The sequence below is a fragment of the Microbacterium sp. AG238 genome, assembly GCF_003610405.1.
Taxonomy (GTDB): domain Bacteria; phylum Actinomycetota; class Actinomycetes; order Actinomycetales; family Microbacteriaceae; genus Microbacterium.
This window is the reverse complement of the sequence record NZ_RAQC01000002.1, coordinates 608,576-627,374: the sequence shown is the minus strand read 5'-3', so window position 1 is coordinate 627,374 and position 18,799 is coordinate 608,576. Positions and strand designations below refer to the sequence as shown.

Annotated in this window: 23 protein-coding genes and 1 pseudogene; 10 read left to right on the top strand and 14 right to left on the bottom strand. The window is 67.1% G+C overall.

The annotated features are described in order from the left end of the window. Nucleotides 1-20 precede the first annotated feature (20 nt). Together DEU36_RS14690 and DEU36_RS14685 are read right to left on the bottom strand one after the other, a co-directional pair. Nucleotides 21-776, bottom strand: a complete 756-nt coding sequence (locus tag DEU36_RS14690) for an ABC transporter permease (RefSeq protein ID WP_120265055.1) — start codon at nt 774-776, stop codon at nt 21-23. Nucleotide 777: 1 nt separating this feature from the next. After that, nucleotides 778-1,701: an ABC transporter ATP-binding protein gene (locus DEU36_RS14685; protein ID WP_120265054.1), complete on the bottom strand. Its 924-nt coding sequence runs from the start codon at nt 1,699-1,701 to the stop codon at nt 778-780. Between the two features lie 67 nt (nt 1,702-1,768). On the opposite strand from DEU36_RS14685, the pseudogene DEU36_RS16440 reads away from it, so the two are divergent. Beyond that, a pseudogene (locus DEU36_RS16440) lies at nt 1,769-1,900 on the top strand (TetR/AcrR family transcriptional regulator); the annotation flags it as partial. 6 nt (nt 1,901-1,906) lie between these two features. Next, complete coding sequence (locus tag DEU36_RS14680) at nt 1,907-2,419, top strand: TetR/AcrR family transcriptional regulator C-terminal domain-containing protein (protein ID WP_259455393.1); 513 nt, start codon at nt 1,907-1,909, stop codon at nt 2,417-2,419. Nucleotides 2,420-2,435: 16 nt separating this feature from the next. On the opposite strand, the gene DEU36_RS14675 is transcribed toward DEU36_RS14680, so the two are convergent. Next, nucleotides 2,436-2,933, bottom strand: a complete 498-nt coding sequence (locus DEU36_RS14675) for an HNH endonuclease (RefSeq protein WP_120265052.1) — start codon at nt 2,931-2,933, stop codon at nt 2,436-2,438. A 314-nt stretch (nt 2,934-3,247) separates the two neighbouring features. Beyond that, a complete protein-coding gene (locus DEU36_RS14670) occupies nt 3,248-4,123 on the bottom strand; it encodes a M23 family metallopeptidase (protein ID WP_259455392.1) in 876 nt (291 codons plus the stop codon). Nucleotides 4,124-4,540: 417 nt separating this feature from the next. On the opposite strand from DEU36_RS14670, the gene DEU36_RS14665 reads away from it, so the two are divergent. From DEU36_RS14665 to DEU36_RS14645, 5 genes are all read left to right on the top strand, one after another. Next, nucleotides 4,541-5,515, top strand: coding sequence for a site-specific integrase (locus DEU36_RS14665; protein WP_183045421.1), 975 nt, complete (start codon nt 4,541-4,543; stop codon nt 5,513-5,515). Beyond that, the gene (locus DEU36_RS14660) at nt 5,512-5,748 is read left to right on the top strand and encodes a hypothetical protein (RefSeq protein ID WP_120265049.1); all 237 of its coding nucleotides are present in this window, start codon (nt 5,512-5,514) and stop codon (nt 5,746-5,748) included. The genes DEU36_RS14665 and DEU36_RS14660 overlap by 4 nt, the downstream gene beginning before the upstream one ends. Nucleotides 5,749-5,844: 96 nt before the next feature. After that, entirely contained in the window at nt 5,845-6,966 is a 1,122-nt protein-coding gene (locus tag DEU36_RS14655) for an ImmA/IrrE family metallo-endopeptidase (RefSeq protein WP_120265048.1), read from the top strand. Beyond that, on the top strand, nt 6,963-7,424 hold the full coding sequence (locus DEU36_RS14650; RefSeq protein WP_120265047.1) for a DUF4411 family protein: 462 nt from the start codon (nt 6,963-6,965) through the stop codon (nt 7,422-7,424). The genes DEU36_RS14655 and DEU36_RS14650 overlap by 4 nt, the downstream gene beginning before the upstream one ends. Before the next feature lie 21 nt (nt 7,425-7,445). Further along, nucleotides 7,446-8,486, top strand: a complete 1,041-nt coding sequence (locus tag DEU36_RS14645; protein ID WP_120265046.1) for a toll/interleukin-1 receptor domain-containing protein — start codon at nt 7,446-7,448, stop codon at nt 8,484-8,486. Between the two features lie 3 nt (nt 8,487-8,489). Here DEU36_RS14645 and DEU36_RS14640 read toward each other — a convergent pair whose 3' ends face one another. The 8 genes from DEU36_RS14640 to DEU36_RS14600 all read right to left on the bottom strand — a co-directional run bounded on the left by DEU36_RS14640 (nt 8,490) and on the right by DEU36_RS14600 (nt 14,336). After that, nucleotides 8,490-9,053, bottom strand: coding sequence for a recombinase family protein (locus DEU36_RS14640; RefSeq protein ID WP_120265045.1), 564 nt, complete (start codon nt 9,051-9,053; stop codon nt 8,490-8,492). Between the two features lie 132 nt (nt 9,054-9,185). Beyond that, entirely contained in the window at nt 9,186-9,440 is a 255-nt protein-coding gene (locus DEU36_RS16435; RefSeq protein WP_120265044.1) for a WhiB family transcriptional regulator, read from the bottom strand. Beyond that, entirely contained in the window at nt 9,437-9,631 is a 195-nt protein-coding gene (locus DEU36_RS14630; protein ID WP_147374441.1) for a hypothetical protein, read from the bottom strand. Before DEU36_RS14630 ends, DEU36_RS16435 begins: the two co-directional genes overlap by 4 nt. Before the next feature lie 486 nt (nt 9,632-10,117). Further along, nucleotides 10,118-10,504, bottom strand: a complete 387-nt coding sequence (locus DEU36_RS14625) for a hypothetical protein (protein WP_120265042.1) — start codon at nt 10,502-10,504, stop codon at nt 10,118-10,120. Continuing rightward, nucleotides 10,501-11,151, bottom strand: coding sequence for a hypothetical protein (locus tag DEU36_RS14620; RefSeq protein WP_120265041.1), 651 nt, complete (start codon nt 11,149-11,151; stop codon nt 10,501-10,503). The genes DEU36_RS14625 and DEU36_RS14620 overlap by 4 nt, the downstream gene beginning before the upstream one ends. Beyond that, nucleotides 11,148-11,639 (bottom strand): hypothetical protein, encoded by a 492-nt coding sequence (locus tag DEU36_RS16065; protein ID WP_147374440.1) that lies wholly within the window; start codon nt 11,637-11,639, stop codon nt 11,148-11,150. The genes DEU36_RS14620 and DEU36_RS16065 overlap by 4 nt, the downstream gene beginning before the upstream one ends. 1,107 nt (nt 11,640-12,746) lie before the next feature. Beyond that, nucleotides 12,747-13,403, bottom strand: coding sequence for a hypothetical protein (locus DEU36_RS14605; RefSeq protein ID WP_120265038.1), 657 nt, complete (start codon nt 13,401-13,403; stop codon nt 12,747-12,749). A 234-nt stretch (nt 13,404-13,637) separates the two neighbouring features. After that, nucleotides 13,638-14,336 carry a metal-dependent transcriptional regulator gene (locus DEU36_RS14600; protein WP_120265037.1) on the bottom strand — a complete coding sequence of 233 codons (699 nt, stop codon included), beginning with the start codon at nt 14,334-14,336 and terminating at the stop codon, nt 13,638-13,640. Between the two features lie 124 nt (nt 14,337-14,460). Here DEU36_RS14600 and serC point away from each other — a divergent pair, with 124 nt between their 5' ends. Next, nucleotides 14,461-15,573 carry a phosphoserine transaminase gene (gene serC, locus DEU36_RS14595; protein WP_120265036.1) on the top strand — a complete coding sequence of 371 codons (1,113 nt, stop codon included), beginning with the start codon at nt 14,461-14,463 and terminating at the stop codon, nt 15,571-15,573. Nucleotides 15,574-15,651: 78 nt separating this feature from the next. Here the strand turns inward: serC and DEU36_RS14590 are convergent, their stop codons facing one another. Both DEU36_RS14590 and DEU36_RS14585 read right to left on the bottom strand, forming a co-directional pair. Continuing rightward, nucleotides 15,652-16,314, bottom strand: a complete 663-nt coding sequence (locus tag DEU36_RS14590) for a DUF3027 domain-containing protein (protein WP_120265035.1) — start codon at nt 16,312-16,314, stop codon at nt 15,652-15,654. After that, nucleotides 16,298-16,681 (bottom strand): cold-shock protein, encoded by a 384-nt coding sequence (locus DEU36_RS14585; RefSeq protein WP_023954781.1) that lies wholly within the window; start codon nt 16,679-16,681, stop codon nt 16,298-16,300. Before DEU36_RS14585 ends, DEU36_RS14590 begins: the two co-directional genes overlap by 17 nt. Nucleotides 16,682-16,793: 112 nt before the next feature. Between DEU36_RS14585 and DEU36_RS14580 the strand changes: the two genes are divergently transcribed. Both DEU36_RS14580 and DEU36_RS14575 read left to right on the top strand, forming a co-directional pair. Continuing rightward, nucleotides 16,794-17,069, top strand: coding sequence for a multidrug ABC transporter ATPase (locus tag DEU36_RS14580; protein ID WP_120265034.1), 276 nt, complete (start codon nt 16,794-16,796; stop codon nt 17,067-17,069). 1 nt (nt 17,070) lies between these two features. Beyond that, nucleotides 17,071-18,798, top strand: coding sequence for a helicase-associated domain-containing protein (locus DEU36_RS14575; protein WP_120265033.1), 1,728 nt, complete (start codon nt 17,071-17,073; stop codon nt 18,796-18,798). The last annotated feature ends 1 nt before the right edge of the window (nt 18,799 follow it).

Sequence of the window (18,799 nt, the reverse complement as noted above, 5' to 3'; positions counted from 1 at the left end):
GGACGACGTCCGTACCGACGTCACACGTCACGCGCTCTGAGGACGACGAGAGCGGCGAGTGTCGTCCACAGGGTGAAGATCGCCATGATCCCGAGTCCCGCCAGCGGCGGCATCCCGCTCGTCGTCGACACCTCATAAGAGGCCTGCCCGGCCGTCGTGGGCCAATAAGTACCCGCGAACTCGCCGATGACCCCGGGCATGCCCGGGGCGAGAGCGGGCACGAGAAGCGCCACGGTCACGATGATCGCGAGCGCACCGGAAGAGCTTCGCGTGATGATGCCGAACCCGAGGCCGAGGACGGCCGTCAGGACGAGGTAAACGATCGCACAGACGATGGCCCGAACGGTGTCAGGGTCATCGAGCGCCGACACGGGCAGACCGGCCGCCGCGAGCGCGGCCTGCGTGGCACCGAAGCTGCCTGCCACCGCCGCGACGGCCACGACCACGCCGATGAGCGCCGAAACCGCCAGCTTCGACGCCAGCAGGGCTCCGCGCCGGGGCACGATGGCGAGGCTCGTAATGATCTGGCCCGAGCCGTATTCACTGGTGATGGCCTGCGATCCGATGGTCGCGAGGAGGATCTGACCGACCAGGATTCCCTTGAAGCTGATACCGGTGGGGTCGAAATCGGAAGGGAGCGCGGCCTGCCAATCGGCCACGAGCCCGCTTACCCCCAGCAGGCTGACCATCACCGTCACGACGACCGCCGAGGCAGCGAGAATCCAGGTGCTGTGGACACTGCGGGCTTTGATCCATTCGGAAGCGAAGAGGTTCATGTCAGGCGGCCTTCTGCTCGGTCGTGGTCATGGCGAGAAACGCATCTTCGAGCGAATCCCGAACGAGGGTGAGCTCGAACACCTCGGCGTCGGAAGCGGCGGCGATGCGGCCGACGCTCTCCGTCGTCACCCCCGCGACGATGAGGACGTCGGTGCGATCGGCGTCTGCCCGCACCAGAAAGCCGGCTCGCATGAGCGCATCACGCAGGACCGCGACATCCGGGGTGCGCACGCGAACATGCTCGTTCGTGTGCGAGGCGATGAAGTCGTCCAGGGCCTGGTCTGCGAGCAGGCGACCGCGGTTGATGACGATGAGGCGGTCCGCGGTGAGTTGCATCTCACCCATCAGGTGGCTCGAGAACAGCACCAATCGGCCTTCCGCAGCAAGCTCGCGCATCAGGGATCGAGCCCAGCGGATGCCTTCGGGGTCGAGGCCGTTGAGGGGTTCGTCGAAGATGACGATGCCGGGGTCGCCGATCAACGCGGTAGCGATCCCCAGCCGTTGCTTCATCCCCAGGGAGAAGTCGCCGGCCGGCCGGCCGCCCGCGTCGGCCAGGCCCACCAACTCCAAGACCTCCCCGATCCGCCCCCGCGGCACGCCCCCGGCGCGCGCGACGGACGCCAGATGATCCACGGCCGTACGCCGCGGGTGGACGGCACGTGCATCGAGCATGGCGCCGATCACCCGCGTCGGATGGGGTAACTCGTGCATGCGACGCCCATTCACGGTCGCGGCGCCGCTCGTGGGTTTGTCCAAGCCGAGGAACATGCGGAGGGTGGTGGACTTGCCCGCTCCGTTCGGTCCGAGAAAGCCCGTCACCAGCCCGGGGCGCACCTGGAACGAGAGACCGTCGACAGCGGTGACGGTTCCGTATCGCTTGACGAGATCGTGAGCTTGGAGAGATAACTCGGTTGTCTTGTGCACGGCAGATACACTACACCGTGTGGTGTACCACTGCACCGATCGGTGTAGATTTGGGGCGAGGAGATGGATGACGATGATCGATGCGAGCCCGGTCCGGCAAGGCCAAGAGCAGAAACGCTCCGCGATACTGACGGCGGCGCGAGAGCTTTTCGTCGAGGTAGGCGTCGAGCGATCGAGTATGGATGCGGTCTCCGCACGCGCAGGCGTGTCCAAGCGCACCGTCTACGACTACTACGGCGACAAGCGGAGGCTCCTGCTCGGAGTGGTCGAGAACGCGGGCGAGACAGCCGTGAGCACCCTTCGCGAGCTGGCCGAGAAGCACCTGCCCGACGCCATCGCGCTCGAAGCGCACGGCGGTCTGCACCGGGCCGTGAGCGCATTCGCGGCCGAACTCGGGGGCTTCCTCGCCACGTCGACGAACTACGCTGCCGCGATCAAGCTGATCTCGGAGAACGAGTCACTCCTGCCCGAGCTCGAGGACCACCCTCTGGACCGAGCGCACGCCGACGTCCTCGCCGAGCGCTTCGCTCACTTCGCGACCGCGGGCCTGCTCGACCTCGACGACCCGGGGCTCGCCGCCGAGCATTTTCATGCCCTCACGACGCTCCGAGTTCTCAACGAACCGGCTCGCCGCCGGACCGACACCGAACGGGTTCGGCAGATCATGACCGATGGCGCCGACGCGTTCCTGCGCGCCTACGGCCGACAACCGGAGTAGCAGCGCACAGCGACGATCAGGCCGCGAGCGACAGGTAGGGCTCCCACCGCGGATCGGATCGCTCCGTTCCGCGCACCGTCCACTGCGGTCCGCGCGGCGGCTTCGGCGACCACCGCAGCTCCCATCCCATCTCCTGCGGCGTGTGATCGCTCTTGAGGTTGTTGCACCGCAGGCAGCAGGCGACGAGGTTCTCCCACGAGTTGCTACCGCCGCGCGAACGAGGCATGACGTGATCGATAGTCGATGCCGCCTTTCCGCAGTAGGCGCATCGGTGTGCATCGCGACGGAGCACCCCGCGTCGCGTCACCGGCACTCGGCGCGCATTCGGGATACGGACATACCGGGTCAGGACGATCACCGCCGGGCGCTCGTACGTCCCGTCGATCCCGAGAACGGGGTCGTGGACGACGTGCTCGACGATCGTCGCCTTGTCGTTCAACACCAGGAGGAGGGCCCGACGGAACGACACCACAGCGAGTGGCTCATACCCGGCATTCAGTACCAGAGTGCGCATTTCCTGTCCTCACGAACTGCCCTGACGGCTTCAGCGGATGTTCGATGACCGACGTCGCGCATGCCGTGCGGGCAGGTCCCGCGAGGGTGCGAGCACGAAAAAAGGCGCCGTCATGAAGACAGCGCCTTGATTCACGGCCGAGGCCGCAGTGGTGCACACGATGCCGCAGGACGTAGCGACCGATCGCATTCACGGTTCGAATGCCCGGTACTGGTCCCATCAGCTCCCCCTCGGCGTGCGCGAGCGTCGCGTTCAGGGTAATACACCCTCGACCTCGGAAAGGTCGACGGAAGATGAACGGATGATGCGTGTCGTCAGCCCGCGTTCGCGACGAGCCATGACTCGGCGTTGACGTACGCGCCGTCGACCACGATCTCGAGATGCAGGTGCGTGCCGAACGCGCGCCCCGTGTCGCCGACCTGGCCGAGCAGCTGACCCGCAGAGACGGTGTCGCCGACCTGCACCGCGCGGGTGCCCCAGTCCATGTGGGCGTAGAGGCTCGTGACGTTGGTGCCGTTGATGTTGTGGGCGACCTTCACGTACACGCCCCAACCCGGTCCGCTCTCGCTCGACGCGACGACCGTGCCGTCGGCGACCGAGTAGATCGGGGTGCCGCGGTCGGCCATGTAGTCGGTGCCGCGGTGGCCGGCATACGGGGTGCCGAAGTTGTTGAACGACATCAGCGGACGACGCACGAGGCCTGAACCCGGAGCGACGAGCGGAATGGGCTCGCCGTACGAGGACGACGCGGTCGAGCTGCTCGCCGAGATGCGGTTCGCGAGGGCCTCGGCGGCGGCCTTGGCGGCAGCCTCCTCGTCCTTCTTCTTCTGGATCTCCTCGGGCGTGGTCGCGGTGAACCCGCTGCGGTCGAGGGAGGCGGGGCCCACCTCGGACGCGACGACGATCGACTGCGCGTTGTCGGCGGCGACCTGCTGCAGCGTCATCGCGTCGGCCGACGTGCCGCGCACAGCGGCGAAAGCCGGGATGGCGACGGTGGCGACGAGACCCACCACGGCCGCGACCGTGAAGGTACTGCGCACGGGGTGCACCCGGCGATTACGGCGGCGGGCAGCGCGATTTTCGACGGTCGCGACTTCCCGCGATTGCTTCTTCGCCAGCGGGAAGCGGCGGCCACGCAGAGCGCGACCGGAACGGTCGGGATTCGTCGCGTCGACCTCGGGTACGTCCACCGACGAATCGTTGTTTTCAGCCAAATCAGTCCTCCGGCGCCTCTGCGCGATGACCTGCGCTGGCTCGTCGATACTGCGTGTAGGTCCACGCGACGTTCGGGTGTCACCGCGGAGACGACGAGCCGAAGAGGCAATCCACGCAGCGGTCTCGGGCGGGCTTCTCGCCTGAAGACTTCTCGAGGCTACCGGAAGGTAACGAATAAGTCACGCTCCCCAGGGACTTGCCAGATGACCGGGAGAACGGCTCTGCCCGTCCCGTCGGTGCCAACTCATGCCAACGCAGGGTGTATCAAGACGGCCCTCCATGCGTACAACGGACATGGAGAAGATCAGATGGTAAGGCCCAGGCGGGTTGGCGCAAAGTGGCAAGCACGCGCGTATGCAGGCGATGGGAAGTACCGGTCGCTGGGTACCTACTTGACGTACGACGAGGCGTACCGGACACAGATGCGGCACGAGCTGGGGATGGAATCCAAGCGCGAGCCCAAGCCTCAGAAGTCCGAGGCCGCGCGAGGGACCGTCAGGTTTCAGAAGTATGCAGAGGACCTGCTGTCCTCCCGGAAGTCGCAGCTCGCACGAGACACCTTCCACCTCTACACATTCGTGCTCCAGAAGCACTTGATCCCTACGTTCGGCACCAAGAGGCTTTCGGACATCACACCGGCACAGGTGCGCTCGTGGTGGACTCGGATGCCCGAGGGCTCTGCACGCCGTAACGCGTACAGCCTTCTGGGTTCGACCATGAGACAGGCTGTCATGGACGGCGAGATCGCCCTGTCCCCCTGTCGCGTAAAGGGCGGTGCAACCGATGTCTCGAAGCGGCGACCAACCTTCGCGCCCGCAGACGCCAAGATGCTGATGGAGCTGGCTGGGGATAGCCAGCTACGCCTTCAAGTGCACGTCCTTCTCGCATCGGGCATGCGGATCGGCGAATTGCTCGGGCTCAACCGAGGGGACGTGGACCTCTCCAACAACAAGGTCACGGTGCGCCGCCATCTGACGCGCCACGAGCTTGCCCCTGGCACGAAGGGGCACCCGGATCAGGTTCGCCCGCTCAGCATGCCCCAGACCGCCATGGATGCCCTTCGCGAGCACCTCGCCTCCACACCGGGAGACTACGACGACGCCCTCTTCCGGGACACCCGAGGGGGCCGGATGAGCTATCACACCTTCAACAAGAAGTTCGTGGCTCTGCGAGCCTCCTGCGGCCTGGACGAGCTGCACATCCACGACCTACGCCACGTGCACGCATCGGAGTACGCCAAGTACGCCACGCTCGCGGAGGGTATGGCACGCACGGGCCATACCGACGTGAGGAGCTTCATGCGATACCAACATGTGAGCACGCAGAGGGATGCCGAGATCATCGCGGCTATGGAGGGCGTTCTGTGACGAACGAACCTGACCTGGATGCGCTGGTGGCGGGCGGTGCGCTCGACTCGGACGAGGACCGACGAGAGCGTCGGGTGGCCATGAGGCGACTCGTGGACGCCGCGTTCCGTTCGGATGTCTCCTACTCCATCGACATGGCCAAGGCCGGATGGGAGGCCGTCGCAACGGAGGCAAGACGGGCGGAGGCGGCGAAGGCCCGCGCCACGGTACGGCAAGCCCGTAAGGGCCGCTGACCCGCTCGTAGCCTGGAGACGTCGGCAGTGTCTCGCCCTCGCACTAGCGTGCCCTAGAGTCGAGCAAACGGTGAAGGAAGACCGGGGACCATAACGATGACCGTTCGAGTGCCGATCAAGGGTGCGACCCTGACCGCTGCTCGCGAGATGTTGCACATGAGCCGCGAGGAGCTGGGGCGCGCGGCCAATCTCTCCGCGAGCCGCGTGGCTGAGTTCGAGGCGGGCGACACCGAACCCACGTACCGGCAAATGCAGAAGCTCGCCCGGAAGCTCGACAGGTCCCTGGCGTACTTCCTCGCACCGGCACCGTCCGGGTCCGACGTGCCAGAAACGGCAGACTTCCGCGGGCGCGGTGGGGCTGAGATCCCTCCGGCGCTGGCCAAAGAGCTGAAGCGCGCAGCCGCGCACAGGAGCACCTTCCTGGACCTCGCGGACGAGGTTCCCGAATTGAAGGTGCCCCAGCGGGTGACCCGCAAGACGGTGCACGAGCGCGCGAACGACTTCCGGGCGATGCTCGGCCTGACGGCGAAGTTTCGGCCTAACGAGACCCAGACCAACGCCGTGTTCAACTTCTGGCGCGGCCAGCTTGAAGCGGCGGGTTATCTCGTCTTTCAAACAACGGGCATCGCGCTGGAGGTCTTCCGCGGTCTGTCCGTGCATGCTGATCGGCTGCCCATCATCGTGCTCAATGGTGCCGACGCGCCCAACGGGAAGATTTTCACCTTGTTCCACGAGGTCGCCCACATCGCGAATCGCACGAGCGGGCTATGCGTGCTGGATGAGCACGTGGACGAGGAGGCCGTCTGCAACACCTTCGCGGCGGAGTTCCTGATGCCTACGGGGGCGCTGCGCGTACTGCTCGACGGGCCAGCAGACGTCACACCCGAGAACCTGGCGCGCTACTTCCGCGTCAGCCCTCTCGCGGCTGCGGTGCGGCTGCGCACTGTGGGCCGCATGAGCCAGGAGCACCTGGATCTGTTCCGCGAACGATCCTTCGCGGAGTGGGAGGAGATCCGCAGGATCCAGGCGTCTCGCGATGGCTTCGTGCCCCCGTGGCGACTTCGCTATCGCGACCTCGGCCCGCGTTACCTGGGAGCTGTGCTGCGAGCCGTTGAACGGGACCGTCTCACCGCTCTTGATGCGACCTACCTGCTGAACGCTCGCATCCCGATGATCCAGCAGATGCAGGACGAGTATTTCCGGACGGGTGGGCAATGAGCTTCACCCTGGATACGAACATCCTCATCCGCATGGCCAACCAGTACCCCCGTGACATCTTCCCAAGCGTGTGGGAGCGCCTGGAGGAGCTGATCGACGCAGGCGAAGCGTGCATCTGTGAGGAGGTGCACGAGGAAGTGCACCGCGGCACAGACGAGCTGTATGAGTGGGCGAAGACCCAGAATGACTTCATCTGCGAGGTCGGCTCGGAGGAGATCGAGATCGCCGCTGAAATCTCGGAGGACTACCCGGACTGGGTACGTGAGACCCAGAACGCCGCTGACCCGTTCCTCATCGCACATGCGGAGGTCGATGGCTTGACCGTCGTCAGCGACGAGCGAGAAGCAGGACCCGGCACCATTCCCAAGAACCAGAAGGTGCCGAATGTGGCGCGGGCGCGCAGCGTACGGACCGTGAACTTCTTCGGGATGGCCACCGAGCTGGGTTGGCGATTCTGAGTTCGGTCGATAGGAGATCCCATGCCCATAGACGTCGAGAAGCTAGAGCTACTGCGCACCATCGCGAACGCTCTCGCGGAACGAACCCTGACAGACGTCAACCTGCTCTTGCACGAGGCGGGGCTTCAAGAGCTGGCGTGGGGCCACTGGCAGGACGACCACTACGAGGTGACCGACGCTGACAGGGCAAGAGCCGTCCTAGAGCTCATTCGAGATCTGCCTCGCGCCGACGTGGACGAGCTTGCTCTAGCCGTTCGCCAGTTGTTCGAGGTCTCTATCGAAGTTCAGGCGGAGAAGGAAGCGACGCCGCTGTTCCTGTTCGCCTCTCACCTCGCATCGCAGCGGGCACTGACCGGCGAGGTCGGCGAGCATTTGGCTAGATGGGGCGTCAAGCTCTTCGTTGCTCACGACTCAATCGAGCCTGACGAGGAATGGCAACCAGAGATCGAGCGCGCGCTTCGAACGGCTGACGCCGGTGTCGTGTTCCTGTTCCCGGGCTTCATCGAGAGTCGCTGGTGCGACCAGGAGGTGGGTTGGCTCCTCGGTCGCGAGGTGCCCACGTACGCACTGAAGTTCCAGGGAGAAGACCCGTACGGACCGCTCGGCAAGAAGCAAGCGTTCACGGTGCGGAGCGGCATGACGGCGGCACAGGTTGGCGACGCGATCATGGACTGGATCGCCACCAAACCCGCTCTGGCGTCAGGTCTGGATGCCTCGCTGGTGGCGGCTCTGCAAGCCTCCGGCAGCTTCCGAAAAACGGACCAGATCTGGGAGCGACTGCACAGTGCGTCGGGGCTCGGCGTAACTGAGGTCGGCGGGCTGCTCACCGCAGTGCGGGACAACGACCAGGTGTACAACGCGCGAGGCGGCATCCAGGGCGGCGAGACGGGTCCGTATGCGGAACTCGTGTTCAAGCTCGCCATTGCTCAGCCCGGGTTCGATGCGAACGCTGATCTTGCTCGCGAGGTGGCGCGGGTTCGTGGGCTCGAAAGCTTGATGCCTGCCCACCTCGCACCTGAGCCCGATCCGTGGAACCGCGTGGGAGATGACTCTCCGTTCTGAGGATCAGGCGCTCTCCAGTGCGCGGTAGATGGTCGGACGCGAGACTTTGAACGCCTCCGCGATCTCCGAGACCGTCGCCTCCCCTGTCTCGTACAGGTTGCGGATGGCGTCGACCTGGCGGGAGCTGAGGGCAGCACGACGGCCACCCTTGCGGCCACGGGCACGAGCGGCGGCGAGACCGTCGAGGGTGCGCGCCTTCATCATCGAGTGCTCGAACTCCGCGACCGCGGCGAGGATCGTGAAGAACATCTTGCCGTGCGGTGTCGTGGTGTCTACGCCATCCTGCTCGGTGGCCACGAGGTTGACGCCCTTGGCCTCCAGGTACTCGGCGATGTCGAGGAGGTCTTTTGTGGAGCGTCCCAGCCGGTCGAGTCGTGTGACTACGAGCGTGTCGCCCTTCCGGAGCGCTTCCTTGCACGCGTTCCACTCGGGTCGGCTGGCCTTGGTGCCGCTCATCTTGTCGATGAAGCGACGGTCGCACGAGGCCGCCGCGAGCGCGTCTTCCTGAGACTCAGGATTCTGATCCGAAGTGGAGACCCGCCCGTAACCAATGCGCTGACTCGTCATGCAGCGACTGTAACACAAACGGTGCTCACGTTACATAGATTTCGGACACGAGTATTGGACACGGACACGCCGCAGAACGGGGCCGCAGTGAAGTGTGTCCGAAGATGATCGTTTACGGACGCTCGATGACGTTCACCGCTTGGATACTCGGTCGCGGTGTGTCCCCCGCCGTCGTCCTGCCCAGAAACCCACGAGGCGGTGGTTCTTCTCGGCGCGGGCGTACGCGGCGCACGCATCTAAGACGGGGCACGTCGCACAGACCTCCACGAGCTGGGCGTTCGCGGAGTCGGCTCGGCCATCGTCGGTGAACCGGCCATCGCCCGCGCATGAAGGCGTGGTCGCGGCCAGGGCGTCTTGCAGCTCGGCCCACGCGCTCGCCGCCGTCATCGGCCCACGAAGGCGACTCGGAGCTCCCGAAGCTGCGAGGCCGGGAGTCCGACCAATTCGAGGACCCCGCGCTCGCTGCTGACGAGTACCTGGACGCGTCCGGCCTCGTCGCTGGCATCGAGGTGGGCGACGACGACCACGTGGCGACCGTCACGCGCGCGAGAGGTGCCCACGATGACATCGCGAGGCACACGCACCTCATCATTACCGACGCGAACCCACGGGCCGGAGGTGTCCGTGAATCGGGGGGCGACGAGCTTTGGCTCACCGGCCCTCAGGAGCCCGTCCAGCGCCTCGGCGGGCGTGCGGGCGTCCTGTGGTCGCCGCGGTGCTGTGCGAGGCGCTGGAGGCTGCTGAGCGGCGGCGGCTGCGGCGGGGACCGACTGCGACTGCTGCGGCGCTGGCCGACTGTAGCCGGGCGAGTTCGACCCGGAGGTTCTGAACGCGTGAATGACGCGGGCCTTCTTGGTTCTCATGGTCGTCCTTCGGTGTGAGAGGGGACCGACCCCGGCGCGGGATGAGTCCGACAGCCCTAGTCGTTTGGCGCGCCGGGGTCGGGGTAAGGGGCCGGGATGGCGGGGAACTGAACCCGCCATCCCGGGTGCTGGCGTCGGGGACCTGAACCCTCGGCCAGCGGGACCGTGGCGATGCCCGTCACCACGGTGGCGTGTGTGAAGTTATGAGGACCGCGGCGACGTGGACGCCTGGACGGCGTGGATGAGCCGCGACATGTCCGCCAACGTGCAGATGGCGTACGACTCGGCCACGTCGCGTTCAGGCCGATGCAGGACGGCGACAGGGATGGCGTCGCCGTTGATCTTGGCCGCGCGAACGGCGCCGTCCAGGGTTTCGGAGAGCCGCGGGCGGAGTCTCGCGCTGACCTCCATATGGATGCCCGGGATGCCTTCGATGTCCGGATCGAGCGCGGTCTCGAACGAGTCGCTGATGCGGCGCGGGACGGGCTTGGCGGTTACGTGGTGGCCGTTGGCGACGAGGAACGCAGCGACGAGCTGGCGGATGGCCGCGCCGACCGCCCTGTTCTGGTTTCTGCCCGTGCTGCTCATTCACGCCCCTCCGAGTACCCGCCGCGCTCCCGCGGTGCATACGTCGAGGATGAGCGGACACCGCTCGCGGCGATGCGCGCCCGCTGCTCCTCGGCGGCTCGCACGGACGGGTCGGGCGCCTTGTTCAGCGTCGTCGCGGTAGAAGGGGCGGCTCCATACACGCGCTCGACCTGAGCCAGCGCGTCGGCGCGTGCTTCGGCAGTGGGGAGGGCGTGCGCCTCGCGACGTGCGCGCTCGCGCATGTCCCGCCACAGCGCACTCCCGTGCGTCCACGGGCGGAGGTCGGCGGGGGCACGGCCTGCCCGAAGTCGGACGGTGCCCCATTTCTCAATTTGAGCCGCCTCGTCCAGCACCAGGGCTGGCCAGGTCACGTTCCCGTGACGGTCGCGGCTGGCGTCGATCATTTCTTCATCGACGACAAGCTCATCCCCGCGACGGAGGATGACCGATGCCTGCCCGAAAATGTTCACCGAGCGGGCGATGGCGATGCCGCCCTCATCCAAGCTGTGCACCACGTCCCCGGGCTGCACGCTGGCCACGGCGCTCGCCGTCGTCGTCGGGGTCGAGGTGTCCAGGGCGGCCACGGCCTCGCGTGCTTCGCGCAGACGGCGCTCGCCGATGGTCTCGGTCGTGGTGTCGGTGGTCATGCTGTCACCTCTCGCGTTGTCGATTCTGAAAGTGAGGCAATGGCCTCCCTGTACTGCCTCGCCCATGCCGTCCGCCCCCGGGCCTCCAGGCCATCGGCGAGAACGAGCACGACGCTCGGATGCTCCCGTGCGATGGCACGCACGGCGGCGAGGAGGTCGAGGGCGTCGCGCACGTTCTCCCCGGTCTCGACCTTCGTGACGCCCAGGCGGTCCTGGAGGAAGGACAGCGCCTCCAGCTCGGCCCGCCCTGCTGCGATGGCGGTGCGTCCGTCAGACTCGGCATCCAGCCGCACATCGCGGGCCGACTCCATGACGTCCAGCACACGCGACGCCAGCTCGACGCCACGGGTACCGGACGCGTCGAGGATGTCATCGCGAAGCGCATCGGCGACGTGGCCACGCACATGGCGGCGGAGGGAATCGCTGGAAAGCCCGAACCGGCGCGCAACGCCGCGAAAGGTACCTCCAGCGAGAAGGTCACGTTCCACGGCATCACGGTCGTCTGACGCGCACACTGTGCACGGACGTCCAGTCCGCTGCGAGGTCTCCATACCAGGGATATCGACCGCATCCGGCATCGAACGCTGTTCGGTGTCGGAACGGCTGAGGAGAGTCCAGTAGTTGGGTGCGAGTACGCGCTAACCGCGTTCCCGAAGCGCTCGCTTCATTCGATCCACAGTGCTCCGGGAGCGCCCCAGCGTCCGAGCCTGCGCGGCCACGGTAAGCCCGTCCAGTGCGGCCAAAGCGTCGAGGTCGTGGTCGGTCCACGACGGAGGCCGCTTGGACGTCCGTCCCCCCTTCGCGCCCCGCCGCCTCATTTCCAGAATCCAATCCGGAGACCAGTTGTCTAGTGCGTAACGCGCACAAGATCGGGCCACACTCTCGACCGCGCGCTCGCTGTCTAGGTAGGTCTGGCGCACTCGGGAGGGCTCGCGCGCGTCGCCGTACTCCTGGACGTAGACCAGGTGCCAGCACTGTTGCTCCAAGTAGCGCTCCAGCGCCAGCACGAGGAGGTCGTGCTCGGGAGGCTCCAGGCCGTCACGGCATCGGTCGTTCAGCACACGGCGGCTGAGGCGACGGAGGTGGAGCCGGACCACGTCGAAGAGGTCGGCCTGTCCACGACGGCGGAAGGGGCGACGCATCGCCTTGCGGTTGCGTCGAGCTGCACGCGCTGCCACGAGGTCGGCGACGAGAGCGTCGATCTCCTCATCCCTATACGCCCTGGAAGGTCGTAGGTTATCTGACGTGCTCAGAGAGTGCTGATTCGCACTAACTAATGTGCGCTTATCTGACGCGTTCGCGCTATCCGGCCAGGCGCGCATCTCGGCGAGCGTCAGCTTTCTTGGACGTCGCGCGCTAACCGGCGTTGGGTCGGGGTATGCGAGGAGTTCGTCCAGAGTGAGGTCGTCGGGTACGCTCATCGGCAGAGATCGTTTCTACAGCCGCCTCAGACCTGGCAGGGTCGGGGCGGCTTCTCTATGCCCCGGGGCGGATGAACAGATCGTACTCCACGCCAAGAGGACCCGCTGACCTGGGATATTTATGTGCGCGTCACGCTCTAACCGAAGCGCGAGTGGTGAGGGGCCAGGCGCACTTCACCTCGGAGTGACCTTGAAGAGACCAACGTCGATCACTCGGTGCTGATCATGCTGTTCAGCGAACAGATCTACCGAGGACGCCATCAGGACCTCCACAAGCATGGTTGGTGAGCTGACCTCGGTAGCTTGCCTCCGGAATCTTTCTAGCTGAGCAAGGAGGGCGATCCGCGTGAGAGAGGTGGCGCGTTCCTCCCAGAGCACTAAGTGGTTGACGACGTTCCCATAGCCCGGCTCGACTTGTGTTGTCAGTGCGTTCAACTTCTTGGCATCTGAACGCAATTTCTCCTTCGTGTAGCGCCCGAACTCGACCCTGACTTCGCGACCTTTTCCCTCGTAGAACAGCGAGATGTCAACCGCGGTGGGTCGGCCCCGCTGGCCGGTCAAGAATGGTCGTTCCCACATTGCAGAGATGTTTCGCCGCTCGAAGTGCCTCTGTCCCAGTTGGTAGAACTGATCGACAACCGTCACCTCGTAAGCCGCGTCACGCTTGGATGGACGGAGTCCGACTCCGAGCTGCAGCGCGTCGCGGTCCAGCACGCGACGTTGCGTGTTGACGATGGATAGCGCGGCTTGGGTGAGCATCACCACCTCTTCCAGACCTTGCACGATGTCCTTCGAGGGTCTCCCCCTGGTGGGGAAAGCATTCAGCTTCATGAGCCGACCTTAGCGATGCGGCCCACCCTCGCCGTGACTCCAGCCACCAACTTCCACAGGAGGCGGTCCGTGCCAACTTCTGCCAACGAGCACGTCCCCGGGACTACAGTGACCCCTGAGGGTCCCGCGTCATTTCGCGAAACGAGAGTCCTCTGGCGGGGACGCAACAAACAAGTCACGCCGTCGTTCCCATCCCCACCCGACGCTCAGGGTCGGCGCGGCGGAGGACGGCGCTCAGTCGCGCCGCGTGAGGAAGATGTGCGACGCGACCTCGACGGGGAGTTCGAGCCCCTCGTCGACGCCGTCCATCTGCACGAGCACGTAGCCCTCGGAGAACTGGAACGTGCCGTCGCGACCGGGAACGACGCCCGCCGCCCGCAGCTGCTGAAGCAATTCGGGATCGACCTGCGCCGGCTCGGCCAGGCGACGCACGGTGCCGGCGATCGGACCGCCGGTCTCGTTCAGCAGGCGGACGAGACCGACCACACCGTCGTCGAACGTACGCGCGGGCACGTCTCCGAGCTGGTCGAGACCGGGGATCGGGTTGCCGTAGGGCGACTCGGTGGGGTGACCGAGCAGCTCGATGAGGCGACGCTCGACGAGCTCGCTCATCACGTGCTCCCAGCGGCAGGCCTCTTCGTGCACGTAGGCCCAGTCGAGACCGATGACGTCGCTGAGCAGGCGCTCGGCGAGACGGTGCTTGCGCATGACGTCGACCGCCTTCTGGCGACCGCTGTCGGTCAGCTCGAGCGAGCGGTCTTCCGAGACGACGACCAGGCCGTCGCGCTCCATACGGCCGACCGTCTGCGAGACGGTGGGGCCGGAGTGCCCGAGGCGCTCGGAGATGCGTGCACGCAGGGGGACGATCGCCTCTTCCTCGAGCTCGAGGATGGTACGCAGATACATCTCTGTCGTGTCGATGAGATCGGTCATCACAGCCCTTGTCGTGCGCGTGGTCGAGAGGATCCCAGCCTATCCGCTGGCGAGGACATCCGAGGCTGCCCTTACCTCCGGCCCGTGGCACGGCGGAGCCGGGCACCGCCCCTAGAATCGGCTCATGGCGCACGTCACCCTGCCCCGAGACATCCTCCCCCGCGACGGCCGCTTCGGCTGCGGCCCCGCCAAGATCCGGCCCGAGCAGGTCGCCGCCCTGTCGGGCCCCGGCTCGATCCTGCTCGGCACGTCGCACCGCCAGTCGCCGGTGAAGAGCCTCGTCGGTCAGGTCCGATCGGGCCTGTCCGATCTGCTCCGACTCCCCAACGGGTACGAGATCATCCTCGGCAACGGCGGATCGACGGCGTTCTGGGATGCCGCGGCCTTCGGCCTCATCAAGAACCGCAGCCAGAACCTCGTCTTCGGCGAGTTCGGCGGCAAGTTCGGCGCGGCGGCGTCAGCCCCGTGGCTGCAGGGACCCGACATCCGCAAGGCCGAACCCGGGTCGAGCATCGCGGCGGAGCCCGTCGAAGGCATCGACGTCTACGCCTGGCCGCACAACGAGACCTCGACCGGTGTCGCCGCCCCGGTGCGCCGTGTCGTCGGCGACGACGGCGCACTCACCGTCATCGACGCGACGAGCGCGGCCGGCGGCATCGATTTCTCGGTCTCGCAGTGCGATGTCTACTACTTCGCTCCGCAGAAGAACCTCGGTTCCGACGGCGGCATCTGGTTCGCCGCGGTCTCTCCCGCAGCGATCGAGCGGATCGAGCGCGTCGCCGCCTCCGGCCGCTACATCCCCGAGTTCCTGAGCCTCAAGAACGCGCTCGACAACTCCCGCCTCAACCAGACGCTCAACACTCCGGCCGTCGCGACGCTGTACCTGCTCGACAAGCAGCTCGAGTGGATCCACAGCAACGGCGGCCTCCAGTGGGCGGCCGACCGCACCGCCGAGTCCTCGTCCGCGCTGTACGACTGGGCCGAGGCCTCGGAGCACGCGACGCCGTTCGTGGCCGACCCCGCCGACCGCTCCCCCGTCGTGGTCACGATCGACTTCGACGACACCGTCGACGCAGCGGCCGTCGCGAAGAGCCTCCGCGGCAACGGCATCGTCGACACCGAGCCGTACCGCAAGCTCGGCCGCAACCAGCTGCGCATCGCGACGTTCGTGTCGATCGAGCCCGACGATGTGCGTCAGCTCATCAAGTGCATCGACTACACCATCGAGCGCCTCTGACCGCCTCGCGCGATTGAGAAACGACGAAGGGATGCCGCATCGCGCGGCATCCCTTCGTCGTCAGGTGCGTGAGAGCGGTCAGCGCTCCCAGAGCGATTCGTCGTGATCCGACTCCTCGTCCTCGTCGTCTTCGGCGTCTTCGTCGCCGGAGTCGGCGCCCGAAAGGTCGTCGTCGTCGAGAGCGGCGTCGTCGTCGAGAGCATCGATGTCGACGCCGTCGACATCGCCCGCGTGGGTGACCGCAGTGCTGCCGTCGGCGAAGTCGTCCTCGTCCACCTCGTCGTCGTCTTCATCGTCGATGTCATCGGCGTCGTCGAGCTCGGCCGCGTCGTCATCGTCGAGGTCGTCGGACTCGTCCTCATCAGCGGCTGCCTGAGCGGCCTGGTAATCCGCGAGCCGCACGGCCCATGGCACCCAATCGGGGGCCAGCAGTGCACCCGCCGCGGGCAGCAGTTCGACCTCGAGCACGGTGGGCTCGGCGCCGTCGACGGCCGCGACGCTGACCGTCCAGAGCCATCCGGGGTAGCCGGCGAGACGGTTGGCGAAGCGCAGCGAGACGACACCGTCGGCCTCGATGACGTAGTCGACCGGGTCGCCGATCGTCGAGGCGGGCGTGATCTCGGCGAGCGCCGCGCGTGCCAGATCATGCGCGGCGAGCAGTCGCTCGTCGACGGTCACCGCCTCGGCGGCCGTGGGCTCGTCCGACGTCGAGACGTCGGGAGACTCAGGCGTCGAGGTCATCGGCGACCTTGCGCAGCACCGCGGCGATCTTCTTGCCGTGACCCGAGCTGGGGTATCGGCCGCGACGGAGATCGGCGCCGATGCCGTCGAGGAGCTTCACCAGGTCCTCGACGATGATCGCCATGTCGTCGGCGGGCTTGCGGTTGCGCTTGCTCAGGCTCACGGGAGCCTCGAGCACGCGAACGGCCAGCGCCTGCAGGCCGCGTTTGCCGTCGGCGACGCCGAACTCGAGGCGCGTGCCCGGCTTGAGCGACTCGGTGCCCGCCGGGAGTGCCGTGGCGTGCAGGAAGACGTCCTGGCCGTCATCGGAGGAGATGAAGCCGAACCCCTTCTCGTCGTCGTAGAACCTGACCTTGCCGGTGGGCATGTGCGTACCTCGCTGTCACGGACCGCGTTTCGCGGGCAGAACGGAATGCCGGGGCCGTGTGAGCCCCGGTAACCAGCCTACGGCACCGCCGCGAAGCGCTACGCTGATGCGGATGAGCACGCGCAGCCCGAGCGACGACCTCCCGGTCCGCCGTATAGACCGCATCCTCGCGTTCATGTCGCTGGGGCTGCTGGTCCTGGCGATCGTCTGCTTCTTCGCCATCATCATCGGCACCGCGACCGGCCTCGAACAGGCGGACTTCGGTTCGGGAGCCTGGCCGACGGTCAGCGCGATCGTGTGGATCGCACCGCCGATCGCATTCGCCCTGCTGCTGACGGTGCTCATCATGACCTTCATCCGACGGAGCCGGGCCAACAAGGGCCGGTGACGTGTCTCCCGTCGACGCTCGTGCCCTCGCGACCTGGCTCGCCACGGTCGACGACGACGCCCTGACGGCACTTCTGCGTCGCCGTCGCGTCGGGGCCGATGCCGCCTGGGCCGATTTCTTCGACGCCGCCGAGGCCCTGCTCGATCCCGCCGCGGTCGCGAAGGCCGCTCCGCTGCTGTCGCGACCGCTCGTCGCCGCCATGGACGAGGCCGTGGCGTCGGACGCACCGGTGCCCGCGGGCGCGGCGCGCGAGGAACTTCTTCACCTCGGGCTCGTCTCCCCCGACGGGCTGCCCTACGCCGGCGCCGCATCAGCATGGCGCGACCTCTCTCGCCCCGACGCCGCCGCCCCGCTCGTCGCTGACGCGTCTCGCGAAGACGACGCGCAGCTGGCGGAGCGAGCGTTCACCGCGCTCTCGTCGCTCGCCGACGTCCTGTCGTTGACCCAGCCGTCACCGCTGGGACGCACCGGGGCGGGAACCCTCGGCGCGGGTGATCGTCGCCGCCTGATCGAGGCCGGAGCGGTGCCGGATGCGGCGACGGTCGACCTCGTGATCGGCATCGGTCTCGACGCAGGTCTGCTGGGTCCGGTCGACCGAGAATGGCGCGTGACGACCGAGGGCAGCGCGTGGCTCCTGCGCGGATCGGTCGATCGGTGGGGCGAGACCGCGTCACACCTGCGTGACGCGCTCCCCGCAGCTCTGCGCACGACGAGCGGCGGCTGGCAGCCGCTGACGGAATGGCATCACGCGTACCCGCTCGACCCGCAGTGGCCGGCACGTGCCGAGCGTCTGGCTGCGCAGTGGCGGTTCTGGGCGATCATCGACGCCTCGGGTCGGCCGGCCGCGTGGGCGTCGGCCATGGCCGACGGCGGCGATGTCGACCGGGCTGCCCTCCAGCAGAACCTGCCGGGCGAGGTAGACCGCATCTTCCTCCAGAACGACCTCACCGCCATCGCGCCGGGCCCCCTCGAACCGGCGATCGACGCGCGGCTGCGCCGGGCGGCACGCCGCGAGTCGCGTGCACAGGCCTCGACCTATCGTTTCTCCGCCGAGTCGATCGGAGCGGCGCTGGCCGCAGGCGAGGATGCGGCATCCCTCGCCGAGTTCCTCACGACCATCTCGCTCACGGGCCTGCCTCAGCCGTTGGCGTACGAGCTCGAACGCGCCGCGCAGCGCCAGGGCCGGCTGCGCGTGGGGACCGACGCGACCGGTCGGACGCAGGTCACCGCATCCGATCGGAGCGCACTCGACACGCTCGCGGTGGATCAGGCGCTCCGTCCCCTCGGACTCGTGCGTGATGGTGACCGGCTCATCAGCCGCAGCTCCGTCGACGCCGTCTTCTGGATGCTGAGCGATGCCCGCTATCCCGTCGCCGCGGTCGACGACGACGGAGCGGTGCGGATCCTCGACCGGGCCCGTCTGACCGACTCGTCCGAGGTCGCGACGGCCCGCTCCGAGGACGCGTCGTACCGCACGCTGATCGACCGCATCCGCGGCGCGCACTCCTCCGACGACGCGGATGCGGCGTGGCTGGGGCGCGAGCTCGAGCAGGCGGTGAAGGCGCGCGCGGTGATCGAGGTGAGCGTGCGCCTGCCCGACGGGACGACGCGCGACTTCGTGCTCGAGGCGACGGGTCTCGGCGGCGGCCGCCTGCGCGGGCGCGACCGCGCGTCGGACGTGGAGCGCACCCTCCCGGTGTCGAGCATCGTGTCGGCACGTCTGGCCTGAG